The sequence below is a fragment of the Roseibium sp. genome (assembly GCF_050301095.1).
Lineage (GTDB): Bacteria > Pseudomonadota > Alphaproteobacteria > Rhizobiales > Stappiaceae > Roseibium.
The window spans coordinates 1-11998 of sequence record NZ_JBNKYW010000064.1; the positions used below are offsets into that span (position 1 = coordinate 1).

9 protein-coding genes are annotated in these 11998 nt (G+C 61.9%); 3 read left to right on the top strand and 6 right to left on the bottom strand.

The window, feature by feature from the left end; genetic code table 11:
• Positions 1-200: 200 nt before the first annotated feature.
• The 4 genes from ACQY7U_RS05985 to ACQY7U_RS06000 form a co-directional block, all read right to left on the bottom strand.
• Positions 201-1817, bottom strand: a complete 1617-nt coding sequence (locus ACQY7U_RS05985; protein ID WP_428642861.1) for a thiamine pyrophosphate-binding protein — start codon at positions 1815-1817, stop codon at positions 201-203.
• Positions 1814-3091 carry a CaiB/BaiF CoA transferase family protein gene (locus ACQY7U_RS05990; protein WP_428642862.1) on the bottom strand — a complete coding sequence of 426 codons (1278 nt, stop codon included), beginning with the start codon at positions 3089-3091 and terminating at the stop codon, positions 1814-1816. The genes ACQY7U_RS05985 and ACQY7U_RS05990 overlap by 4 nt, the downstream gene beginning before the upstream one ends.
• A gap of 122 nt (positions 3092-3213) precedes the next feature.
• Positions 3214-4062 (bottom strand): alpha/beta hydrolase family esterase, encoded by an 849-nt coding sequence (locus ACQY7U_RS05995; protein ID WP_428642863.1) that lies wholly within the window; start codon positions 4060-4062, stop codon positions 3214-3216.
• 416 nt (positions 4063-4478) lie between these two features.
• Positions 4479-5264 carry an ion channel gene (locus ACQY7U_RS06000; RefSeq protein WP_428642864.1) on the bottom strand — a complete coding sequence of 262 codons (786 nt, stop codon included), beginning with the start codon at positions 5262-5264 and terminating at the stop codon, positions 4479-4481.
• 222 nt (positions 5265-5486) lie between these two features.
• Between ACQY7U_RS06000 and ACQY7U_RS06005 the strand changes: the two genes are divergently transcribed.
• Positions 5487-6248, top strand: coding sequence for an SDR family oxidoreductase (locus ACQY7U_RS06005; protein ID WP_428642865.1), 762 nt, complete (start codon positions 5487-5489; stop codon positions 6246-6248).
• Positions 6249-6558: 310 nt separating this feature from the next.
• Here ACQY7U_RS06005 and ACQY7U_RS06010 read toward each other — a convergent pair whose 3' ends face one another.
• Both ACQY7U_RS06010 and ACQY7U_RS06015 read right to left on the bottom strand, forming a co-directional pair.
• Entirely contained in the window at positions 6559-7041 is a 483-nt protein-coding gene (locus tag ACQY7U_RS06010; RefSeq protein ID WP_428642866.1) for a DUF302 domain-containing protein, read from the bottom strand.
• Positions 7042-7125: 84 nt separating this feature from the next.
• A complete protein-coding gene (locus tag ACQY7U_RS06015) occupies positions 7126-8277 on the bottom strand; it encodes a YeeE/YedE family protein (RefSeq protein ID WP_428642867.1) in 1152 nt (383 codons plus the stop codon).
• A 288-nt stretch (positions 8278-8565) separates the two neighbouring features.
• Here ACQY7U_RS06015 and ACQY7U_RS06020 point away from each other — a divergent pair, with 288 nt between their 5' ends.
• Positions 8566-9951, top strand: coding sequence for a tetratricopeptide repeat protein (locus ACQY7U_RS06020; RefSeq protein ID WP_428642868.1), 1386 nt, complete (start codon positions 8566-8568; stop codon positions 9949-9951).
• A 211-nt stretch (positions 9952-10162) separates the two neighbouring features.
• Positions 10163-11377, top strand: coding sequence for an OpgC family protein (locus ACQY7U_RS06025; RefSeq protein WP_428642870.1), 1215 nt, complete (start codon positions 10163-10165; stop codon positions 11375-11377).
• The last annotated feature ends 621 nt before the right edge of the window (positions 11378-11998 follow it).

An 11998-nucleotide genomic window follows, 5' to 3' on the forward strand; every position in this document is an offset into this window, starting at 1 on the left:
TCCCTTGTCCTTTCGATCTCAATCCTGAGCATGGATCGCGCTTAATCTGTGCGAATGCAAGGTCTGTGCGGAAATTGAGAATCCAAGGTGCCAAAAGTGAACCGCAACTCCCGAAAGCAGCCCTTTGCACCGCCGCAGCGAAAGCTCAATTTGTCCGCATTGCCGCCATCGGATTCCGACACAACAAATCTCAGCTCCCCTCAAAACGCCCCGTCATACGCCCGCCGCGAAATCCGGCAGGCCAGCAGCGTGAACCCGTCGCGTCGAAGCGCCTCTTCGGCCTCCGTTCGCAGCGTTTCGTCGTTCTCGACCCACACCCCGTGCCCGCCATAGGCTTTTGCGACCGCCGGGAAATCCGTCTCGCCGAAATCGACGCCGACGTTCGGGCGCTGGCTGCTGCGCTGTTTGAGTTCGATGAGCGACAGGCTGGTATCGACCAGAACGCAGATGATGACCGGGATTTTCAGGTCCCGCAGGGTTGAAAGCTCGCCGAGGCACATTTCCAGGCCCGCGTCGCCGACAAAGGCGATGACCGGCGACTGGCCGTCGACCAGCCGGTGCCCCATGGCGAGCGGCACGGCGCAGCCCATGGTGCAGAGCGCCGAGGATTGCAGCATCTGGCGCGGCAGCGGGCAGCGCCAGATCTGGCTGACCAGGATACGGTGCGCGCCGCTGTCGGCGGTCGCGACCGTATCGGCGGGCATCACCTCGCGTAGCATGTGAAAGATCCGGCCCGGGCCCCATCCGGTGGGTTCCGGTGCGAAGGCACGGTCGAGGTCCTCCCGGACCTGCGCCGGTTCTCCGTCCGGCCAGGAGGGTTTGTCCGGATCGCGGGCCTCGCTCAGCTTTTCCAGCGCCGGGGCAACAGCGCTCCTGAGTGTTGCCGTCACGCTGTGCATGCCGTGGGTGCGCAGGACCGGCGTCACGTCGATCACCTTTGCTTCTTCGGCCCAGGGATTGCGCCAGTTGATGCGCATTTCGATCGGGTCGTAACCGAGCAGCAGAATGCAGTCGCTCTTGTTGATCAGCGGCAGCAGATGCCCGTCCGCCTTGGGCGAGAGTCCGGCCCCGCCGAGGGCAAGGGCGTGGTTCTCGTCCAGCAGCCCCTTGCCCTTGTAGCTGGTCACCAGCGGCACCCGGTGCTTCAGACAGAAATCGGTGATGGCGGCGGACGCCGCTTCATTGACCGCATCGACACCGGCAATGGCAATCGGGCGTTCGGCCTTGGCAAAAAGCTCCAAGGCCGTGTCGAGATCCGTTCCGGCAATCGGGGCGGTGCCGGTCGGGGCGGACTGGAAGGTTTTCGACCAGGTCTCAGTTGTTTCGGCTTCCGCCACCTTGATCGGCACGTCGATATGGACCGGCCCCGGCTGGCCGTCGAGGGCAATCGCCAGCGCCTTTTCCATGATCGCATCAAGCGCTCCGTGACGGGCGGAAAAGCTTGCCTTCACCACCGGGCGTAAGAGCTGTTGGTGATCGAAGACCTGGTGGGTGTAGCTTTCCGCCTCGCCCTGGTCGACGCAGCCGGTGAGGAAAATCAGAGGCACCCGGTCCTGCCAGGCATTGGCGACGACATTGATCGCATTCGCCGCGCCCGGCCCGAGCGTCGCCAGCAGAACGCCCGGCGCCCCGTCAGCGTGCCAGCCGCCCTCGGCCATGAAGCCGCCGGCGTTCTCATGTTTGACCAGCACGAATTTGAGCCCGGCCTCATCCAGCGCCTGCATCAGCGCCAGAACCTCGCCGCCGGGAATGCCGAAAGCGTGGCGGCAGCCCGCCGCATGAAGTTTTTGCGCAATGATATCCGCACCGGTTGTCATTTGGCCGCTTGTCCTTTTTGCCGGGCGGAAGCGCCCAAATCCAGAATGCCTTTTTCCGCCAGTTCGGAAAGGGTCTTTTCGGTGAGGCCGAGATGGCGGGACAAAATGTCCACCGTGTCCGCTCCGAGAAGCGGCGGCGCCTTGGCATAGACGACCGGCGTCTTTTCCAGATTGATCGGGGAGCCGATCAGATCCACCTCGCCGCTGACGGGATGGGGCATCGTAATGCGCATGCCGCGTTCCAGAACTTGTGGGTCGGAAAAGACCTGGCCGAGATCGTTGACCGGCCCGCAGGGCACACCGGCTTCCTCCAGAAGGGCAATCCACTCGTCGGCGGACTTCTCGATGGTGAGACGCCTGATTATAGGAACGAGCTGCTTGCGGTTCCTCACCCGGTCGGCGTTTTTCGCATAAAGCGGATCGGCGGCAAGCTCCGGAGCCCCCGCCACCTCACAGAATTTTCCGAACTGGCTGTCGTTGCCGACCGCGAGGATGAAGGACCGGTCCGCTGCCGGGAAAGTTTCATAAGGTACGATGGTCGGGTGACCGTTGCCGAGCCGTCCGGGCACCTCGCCCGAGACCAGATAACCGGCGCCCTGGTTGATCAGCCAGGAGACCTGCGCGTCCAGCAGCGAGACGTCGATATATTGCCCCTCGCCGGTCTCATGCCGGTGATTGAGCGCTGCCAAAATGGAGACGGCGGCATACATGCCGCACATGACGTCGGCAATTCCGACGCCGCATTTGGTCTCTGTGCCGCCTTCCTCCTCGGGAAAACCGGTCAAGGACATGATCCCGCCCATGCCCTGGATCAGGAAATCGTAGCCCGCCCGATGGGCATAGGGCCCTGTCTGGCCGAAGCCGGAAATCGAGCAATAGATCAGCCGCGGATTGCGCGCCTTCAGCGTTTCGTAGTCGAGCCCCCGACGCTTCAGGTCCCCGACCTTGAAATTCTCCACCAGAATGTCGGCTTTTTCCGCCAGATCCGCGACTAGCTTCTGGCCTTCCGGCCTTGCCAGATCGATGGTGACCGAGGCCTTGTTGCGGTTGGTGGAAAGATAATAGGCGCTTTCACCGGTTTCCCGGCCCTCGCGGTCCTTGAGAAAAGGCGGCCCCCAGCCGCGCGTGTCGTCTCCCCGTCCCGGCCGTTCGATCTTGATCACCTCGGCGCCAAGATCTCCCAGGACCTGCGTGCAGGTGGGTCCCGCCAGTATACGCGACAAATCAAGGACAAGGAGGCCGGACAGGGCACCTTTGGACGTGGGTTCAGACACGCATCACCTTCAAGCTGACTTTTTTCGGAAAAGGCCACAACGGCACTCTTCCCGTCAACCATGGCATTGCTTTGCGGCGGACACCTTGCCTCACATTCCCGTCAGCCCGAAGTGAAGGAAACTCAGGTTCTCCGGTTCCAGCCTTTCATGTCGCTGAGTTCCAGCCAGGCCCGCTTGATCCAGTTCGCCTGGACGCTGTGACCGCCGCCGTGCAGACACAATTCCAGGAAACCGGTCTTCGGCACCCAGCGCTCGCACTTGAGTTTGCCGTCGGTGACTTTCTTGGCATCCGCCTCCGCAAGCCCGTTTTGCCGCAGCCAGATATCGAAGCTCTTGAAGACATCGCCCTGGTGCCATCTCCCACCGCGCAACGCCCTGCCCTCCAGAGGCACCACGGTATCGGTGGTTCCGTGGACATGGAACAGATAGGGGGCTTTGGTCGGACAGTTGTCGGGCAAAGGCTGCCAGAAGGCTCCCGCGATCGGCGCGTAGCCGGCAAACTGATCCGAATCCGCGCAAGCCACATACCAGGTCATGAACCCGCCGGCGGAAAACCCGGACAGCATGGTCCGCTTCCTGTCGACCCCGAAGCGGCCGGAGATGTCATTCAGCACCTCATCGAAAAAAGCCGGTTCGTCACGAAAACGCCGCGGCGCGGTCGGGAACGACCAATGTCCCTCGATACCCTGCACCGCCACGAAGGCCACTCCAAGGTCGTCGGCCATTTTCTGGAAATTCTTGTTGCGAATAACGTTTTTCGCCTTGCCCAAGTGGCCGTGCAGAAAGAAGATCGCACCCAGAGGTTCGTCGCTCTGCCGGTTTTCCGGCAGGTGAACGTAATATTCGCCGTTCTTGAGTTCGCAAGGGATTTCCTCGCCGCACTCGGCCGCGCGGGCCGACATTCCGGTCCCGGCGAAAAACAGCCCCGCCATTGCCGCGACGACCGCAGCGGAAAAACGCAATTTCGACAACCACCCGCCTCCTCATTCAGCTGAAGGCCCTCCGGTCCCGTTCGGCGACCGTTCCTTTGCTGACAGAAGAGAATGGTTTTAACGTGTCGATTGTCCAGCGGCCGCTCTTCACAAGTCGGAGAGCTTTGCCAGAATTACGCTATTCCGGATAGGGTACGGACCCATAAGATTGTACATTCAGGTCGCTCGGGAAAGGATCGTATCCAAGGCGAGAAAGATCAGGAAACCTGGCTGGTTTCCAAGCTTTCTCAACGCAGGAGGCGGTTCTTTCCGGAGCGATCCGAAGGACGTCGATCGGGCTTTGAAAAACCGCGTCAAAACCCTTGCACCATGCACCAGCATGGTTCTGCAGTCTTCTCCTTGCTCTTCTGCACCCGATTGACACCTCTGAAAGCACAATTTTATGAGTCCGTACCCTAATCCCACGCGCCTTCGGTCGGGATGTTCAGAGTTCTTCCGCAGTGCTTGCAGTGGACCGCGTCCGGATCGTGCCGGCTGAGCCCGCAATCCGGACAGGAGACCCGCACCTTCGCCGGCCGGAAGATCGTCTGCACCAGACGCAGGAACAGTGCCACACCGAAGATCATGATGAGCACGGTCATCAGCCGCCCGACGCTGTCGGTCATGGTGATGTCGCCGAAGCCGGTGGTCGTCAGCGTGGTGACGGTGAAATAGAGCGCGTCGAGGTAATTGTTGATGTTGGGATTTCGGTCGTGCTCGACCACAAAGACAATCGCCGTCACCACAAAGATGAACACCACCAGGTTGACCGCCGACTGCAGGATTTCCTCGTTCTGCCGGAACCACTTGGAATCTTTGCGCAATTCCTTCAGCAGGTGGTAGGAGCGCATAAGCCGCAACATGCGCACAACCCGCAGGAAGGCCAGGTTCTCGAGGAAGGCCGGAGCCACCAGGGAGACAATGACCACAAGGTCGGCAAAAGAGGTAAAGCTGAACAGATAACTGCCCCGCCTTGTTGCCGCGATCAGTCTGGCAAAGAAATCAAGCGTCAGAACAACCGCGATCGCATAGTCGAGTTCGTGGTGAATGCGGCCCGGATCGAGCATCGAGGACACGATGAAGTAGCCGATGGTGATCAGGTCGAACAGCAACAGGATATAACGAAAGGCCCGCGACCGGGTCGAACTTCCGAAATAGAGTTGCCGCAGAAAGGATCGCAAACTCCATTCTGTTTCCGCCATCAACTCCCCCATAGCGTCCGAGCCCGATTTCTCTTCAACCGACAAGAGCCGGGTCAAAAAGTCAATCCGGTAAAGGACAGACAAGTCCGGCGTCCGAGGTATTCATGCGCAATACGCATGATGATCTTGCAAACAAGCTGTTTATTCCTGGGCCTTCTCACACTAAGTTTCCGCCACGATCAACAAGCCCGAATGGGCCAAAAAAGAAAACGGGAACGTTACATGTTTGATTTGTCGGGACAAGTTGCCCTGATCACCGGCGCCAGCCGCGGCATCGGTGAGGCCGCCGCCCGCAGTTTCGCCAAGTATGGCGCAAAAGTGGTTCTGGCAGCCCGCTCAAGCGGCGATATCGAGCGGATTGCCGCTGAAATCCGGGACAACGGCGGAGCGGCGGCAGCCGTCACCTGCGACGTGTCCAGCTATGAAGACGTGACGAAGGCGGTTCAATTCTGCGTCGACACCTTCGGCGGCATCGACATTCTGGTGAACAATGCCGGCGTGATCGAACCGATCAGCCGGATCGATAGTTCCGATCCGGAGGAATGGAGCAAGGTCATCGATATCAATGTGAAGGGCGTCTATTACGGCATTCGGGCCGTCGTCCCGCTGATGCTCGAAAAAGGCGCCGGCACTATCGTCAACATCAGCTCCGGCGCCGCCGTGGGCGCCCTGGAAGGCTGGAGCCACTATTGCTCCTCCAAGGCAGCCGCCCTGTCCCTGACCCGCTGCGCCGACAAGGAATTCGGCGACATGGGCCTGCGTATCGTCGGCCTCAGCCCGGGCACGGTCGCGACACAGATGCAGGTCGACATCAAGGCCTCCGGTATCAACCCGGTGAGCCAGCTCGACCCCTCCGTCCACATTCCCGCCGAATGGGTCGGCGAAGCCATCTGCTGGCTGTGTACCGATGCGGGCGACGCCTATCGCGGCGTCGACTGCTCCTTGAGGGACGAGGACGTCCGCAAGGCGGTCGGGCTCGTTTGATGACCGGGATCCTGAACCGGGAATTCTGAATCGGGAATTCTGAATCAAAAGAGGGCCGCAGAGCGGCCCTCCCATGAGATCGACGTGACACAAGGTCCGGATCAGATCCCGGCGAAACCGTTCAATACCAGAGGCTGCTCCAGCGTCGTTCCGTTCCGCCCAGACACATGGGCCACGTACAGATACTCATTAGACATGGGCACACCTCCTTTCAGTTGTTGAAGACATACTTAATGTGAGACCGGACGAGCCGTTTCACAAGTATAAACTCCCGCAAGGACAGGTTACCAACAGGCATTCCACCGGACTGTTACTTTGAGGCCACAGCCCCCTCGGCAATCGTCAGGAACACCTGGTCCAGTTCCGCGGCCAGCTCCTTGAGCGCTACGCCGCCTTCCGCCATGTAGGGCCCGAAGACGAAACCTGGCGTTTTCCAGGAAAGCGTCGCCGTGCCGTCGCTGTTCTCGGTCACGTAAAACCGGATCGGAGCTTCGATGCCGGCGGCAACGGAAGCCTCCAGCATGCGCACCGCGTAATCGTTGCGATAGACGCCGATGATCCTGTTGCCCGGGATCGTCAGTCCGCGTCCCTTGGCCCCGGAGGACGCGCTTGCCTGGGTGACCAGCAGCATGCCTTCCTTTTTGATGGATGCCTTCAGATTGCCGACGAGGGCTTCGTAGCCGAGGGACGTCGGCATGACCTGCCAGCCCTGCCGCTCTGCGAGGCTGTCAGCCACAACCGCACCTTGGATCAGGACGGAAACACACAAAAATATCGAAAGGAACAGGCGCATGTCATGATCTCCCCGGACCGGATTTCCCGCTCTCGCCAATTTACGGATCAGACAGTCACGGGCACCTCACAATCCGGTGTGCCGTCAGCCCATGCCGAGTTTGATTCGAAGGCGCGTGCCGAGAAGGCTGCCCAGAAAGCCGAAGACAAGCCACAGCCAGCCATGCAGGGAACCGGAAACCAGCCCGCCAAGATAGGCGCCGATGTTGCAGCCATAGGCCAGACGCGCTCCGTACCCCATCAGCAGCCCGCCGGCGAGTGCCGTCAGAACGTCCCGCCGGCCGAGGCGCCAGACCGGCGTGAATTTCCCGGCAAGCGCGGCCGTCAACATGGCGCCCAGCATGATTCCGAAATTCATGACCGAGGTCGTGTCCCTGAGCACATGGTTTTCAAGCGCCGAGCGCTGCCACGTCCAGTAGGGCCAGGTGTCGACCGGCACGCCCAGCGCCTGGAAGACCTTGGCGCCCCACAGGGCAAGTCCCGACGTGATGCCCCAGGGCCGGCCGACCACCACGAAGGTCGCGATGCCGACGATGGCCAGCATCACTGCCCCCAGCATCGGCGACCAGGGTCCCTTTAGCAGGGAGACCGTTGGCCGGCCGGGCGCGACTTCGCCATGGGCCTTCCGTTCGATATGAAGGGTCACAAGCGCAAGGCCTCCGAGCACCAGCGCCGTCAGGAGGAAGGCGCCGTGCGGCCCGAATTCACGGATCAGGGAGACCGGCGGCAGTTTCGGCAGGCGGGCCCACAGGTGGAAATGGGCGGTCGCGGCAACGGAGCCCAGAACAAAGGCGGCCAGGGTGATCATCATTCGGGTCGACCCGCCCCCGGCGGTGAACAGCGTTCCGGAGCCACAGCCGCCGCCGAGCTGCATGCCCGCCCCGAACATGAAGGCGCCCAGCGCCGCCGCGACTCCGAAGGGGAACACGAAGCCGCCGGCCGGCCAGCCGAGCGTCCGCCCCCAGACAAGGAGCGGAAAGGAAACGGCGCAGGTCAGAAGAATGAGGACGAACTGGGCGCGCAGGCCGGCGCCCCGCCGTTCCGTAACGATGCGCCGCCAGGCAGCGGTGAAGCCGAAACTGGCATGATAGAGCGACAGGCCTGCGACGGCACCGATCAGGGTGGCAGCCGCTTGCCGGGGCCCTGCCTCCGAATAGGCTCCGAGGGCAACCAGCGCCAGCAAACCCGTGGCAATCGCGGCAAGCGGTACCTGTGATTTCGAACCCTGGACGGACAAGTGGCGGACTTCCTGTTGGCGCGGCTGAAACTTCAGGTCAGGCCCTGGGTGAGGGACCGAAACCTGCTCTGCGGCCACCCTCGCACCCCGTGCCGTTTTCCCGCAATGCAGGTTCACCCGGCGCACCTACACAATGCCAACACCTTTTTGTGTTTTGCAGTTCAAGTGAAGCCTGCGGGATTTTAGCATGAACAGTTGCTGTGCAGGCAACCTACCCCTGCGGCGCGTCTCTCGATTGCGCCACCGGATCCGGGAGCTGCCTGCCTGAAAAACCAAAAAAGGCCAGCCATGCGTCTTAGCGATCAATTCGGGTACGACCTCACACTTGCCGACAAGGACGCCCTGGCGGCCTGGAACGCGACCGTCAGAGCCTTTCTGGCACACGGAAAGACAACCCCGGAACACCTTGAAACCTGCCTCCGGCTGGCGCCGGACTTCGCCCTCGCCCAGGCGGCCAGGGGCCTGTTCTGCCAGTTGCTGGCCAGGCGGGAGCTGGTTCCCGGAGCCAGGGAAGCCCTCGCCATTGCCCGGAACTCCGCCGCGCATACGCCGCTCACGGAGCGGGAAACCGCCGTGGTCGACGCCCTCGACGCCTGGCTGAAGGGCTATCCCTCCCGGTCGGCTGACATTCTCGATGCGGCGCTGGTAAAAGCGCCGGAAGACGCGCTCATCATGAAGCTCGTTCACGCCATCCGATTCGTGCTTGGCGATGCCGCCGGCATGCGCCAGTCCATCGAGCGGATCCGCTCGGCCTATGACGAGGCCCACCCGGCTTACGGCTACCTTCTCGGCTGCCACGCCTTCTCCCTGGAAGAGACCGGCGAGTACCGCAAGGCCGAAGCCTCGGGGCGGAAGGGGCTGGAATTTGCCCGCGACGACGCCTGGGGCCTGCACGCGGTTGCCCATGTCCACGACATGACGGGCCGCTCGGAAGAAGGCGCCGGCTGGCTGGAAGCCCATCCGGACGGCTGGGCCCACTGCAACAACTTCGGCTATCACGTGTGGTGGCATCTGGCACTCATGTATCTGGACCAGGGCGACACGGACCGGGCGCTCGCCCTTTACGATTCGGATGTGCGCAAGGACAAGACCGACGATTTCCGCGACATCTCGAACGGCGCCTCGCTGCTCGTCCGACTGGAGCTGGAAGGGGTTGATATCGGCGCCCGCTGGGACGAACTGGCGCAACTTTCAGACAAGCGTGCCGAGGACGGCTGCAACGTCTTTGCCGATCTCCACTACCTGCTGGCGCTTTTGAACGGCGGTCGCCGCATGGGCACCGAACGGCTGTTGACCGGCTTGAAGGAACGGGCAAAGGGCGAAGGCGACATCGGCCGCATCACCGCGGAAACCGGCCTGCCGACCGGGCTCGGGCTCGAGCAGTACCAGAAAGGCAACTACGCCTCCGCCTTCTCCCTGCTGACGTCCGCCCGGGACAATCTCTACATGATCGGCGGCTCTCACGCCCAGCGCGACGTCTTCGAGCGCATCACCATCGACGCGGCCCTGAAGGCGGGATTTTCCGTGGAAGCGGAAAACCTGCTAAACAGCCGCACCCGCAGGCGCGGTGCACTCGACCGGTTTGCGGAACAGCGGCTGGCGGTCTGCGACAGGATGCAGCGCGCCCAGTCGGTGATGGAAGACGAAAAACTGAGGGCCGCGGGTTCCGTGTAACCCCGCCGGCCCACCGGGAGCCGGGTTGCTTTCGCCCCCGGGCCGATGGCAGGCTCCGGCATTCCGTTCGATCCGCCTGTGCGTCCGGCCGGTTCCGGTGACGGCACACAGGCGATCCGATTGACCTGCTTTATCTGGACCTGAAGTGAACGTTCATACGCAAACGAAACGCCCCCGTGATCCGCGGCTCGACTTTTTCCGCGGGATCGGCATGTTCATCATCTACATTGCCCATGTTCCCTGGAACTGGTGGACCCTCTGGATCCCTGCCCGCTTCGGCTTTTCCGATGCCACCGAGATCTTCGTCTTCTGCTCCGGCATGGCTTCGGCCATCGCCTTCGGCAGCATCTTCGACCGGCACGGCTGGGGTATGGGCGCGGCCCGCATCCTGCACCGCATGTGGCAGGTCTACTGGGCGCACATCGGCCAGTTCCTGGTGATCGCGGTCGGCCTGGTGGTGTTGCAGGAAAGCGGCTACCTCAACCGTTGCTGCAATCTCACCCAGGATTACGTCACCTCGCTGAACCTCTGGCACCTCTACGACAACACGACGATCGCTCTGCCGGGCATCATGACGCTGACCTGGGTGCCAAACTATTTCGACATCCTGCCCATGTATGTGGTGATCCTGGCACTGATCCCGGCGATCATGCTGGCGGCCCGCTACTCCGTTCCGGCCGCCTTCGCGCTTTCCATCAGCCTGTGGCTCGCCTCCCAGTTCGACCTGCTCAGCCTGCCCGCCGAGCCATGGTCGGATCGCGAATGGTTCTTCAACCCCTTTGCCTGGCAGATGCTGTTCTTCACCGGCTTCGCCTTCATGCGCGGCTGGATCCCGGCACCGCCCGTCAACACACGCCTGATCGTGCTTTGTGCCGTCATTGTCGTGGTCACGGTCCCCTTCGCCTATTTCCGGGTCTACGGCGAAAACAACTGGAACGTCGTCTGGGCCCGCGAAATCCGCGAGGCCATCCAGCCGCTCTGGATCAAGACCGAATTCGGCCTGTTCCGCTATCTCCACTTCCTTGCGCTTGCGTATCTCGCCTGGATCGCCGCCGGCGACCGGGGCAAGTATCTGATGGGCCACGGCCCCGCCTGGGGCCGCTTCGTGCGCGTCGTCCAGAAGGTCGGCCAGCAGTCGCTGCCGGTCTTCATGGCCAGCCTCGTCATCGCCCAGGCGGCCGGGCTGATGCGCGACATGGTCTGGGGCCGCGGCGATTGGATCCCGCAGATCCTATCCAACCTCTTCGGCTTCGCCGCCCTGATCGCGGTGGCCTACGTTGCCGGCTGGTACAAGAGCCAGCCCTGGCGCAAACCGCCCCCGTCCACACCTGCGGGTGGATCTCCGGACAAACCGGCAGGCAAGCTTCACGAGCACAAGGCCGAACCCGGCTTGAGGGCAGAAGCAAAGGAACCGGCGCTGACATAGCGCCGGGGCCGGTCGCGGTCGACGGCCCTGCCCACATTCCGGAAGACCTTGCACGGCTCAATATGCCGGTTGGTCGTGCAGGCGGCTTCAAGCGACGGGTAGCGCCGGTTCAGGGACATTACCTTTACCACCCGAACCTGCACCTGGCTTCGCCTGCATTTGTCCGCTCCGCCGAAGCGCTCGGATATCGGGCAAAGGGCACCGTCGGAACGGATCATTATGATCCATGAACATCTCCGTCAGGCTCCATGCTGCTGCAAACCTCTTGCCCGCGAACGACTGCAATGGTCCCTAAACGGACAGCAGCTATAGGACGGGCTTGCTGTCAGAGCCGGCGTTCATGTCGACAATTCTCGAGGGGCGGGTGGATACCTGGCCCAACGACATGGGCGCTACGCGTTGCGATCCGGGTTCCCGTGCACTCCATTTGCTAAAATTGGGAACTGTCTGAACGGTCGACAGACTCCCGGGTGGCGGTTTGACTTCGCGAACCGCTTTAAGCGCCAGAGACTGAAACAAGAATTACCCTACGTAAAATTTTATTGACCCGAGGCTCGGATTGTCATATTGAATTCTGAATTCAGAATTCAATATCGGACCTCTGTCATGACCCTGATCCAG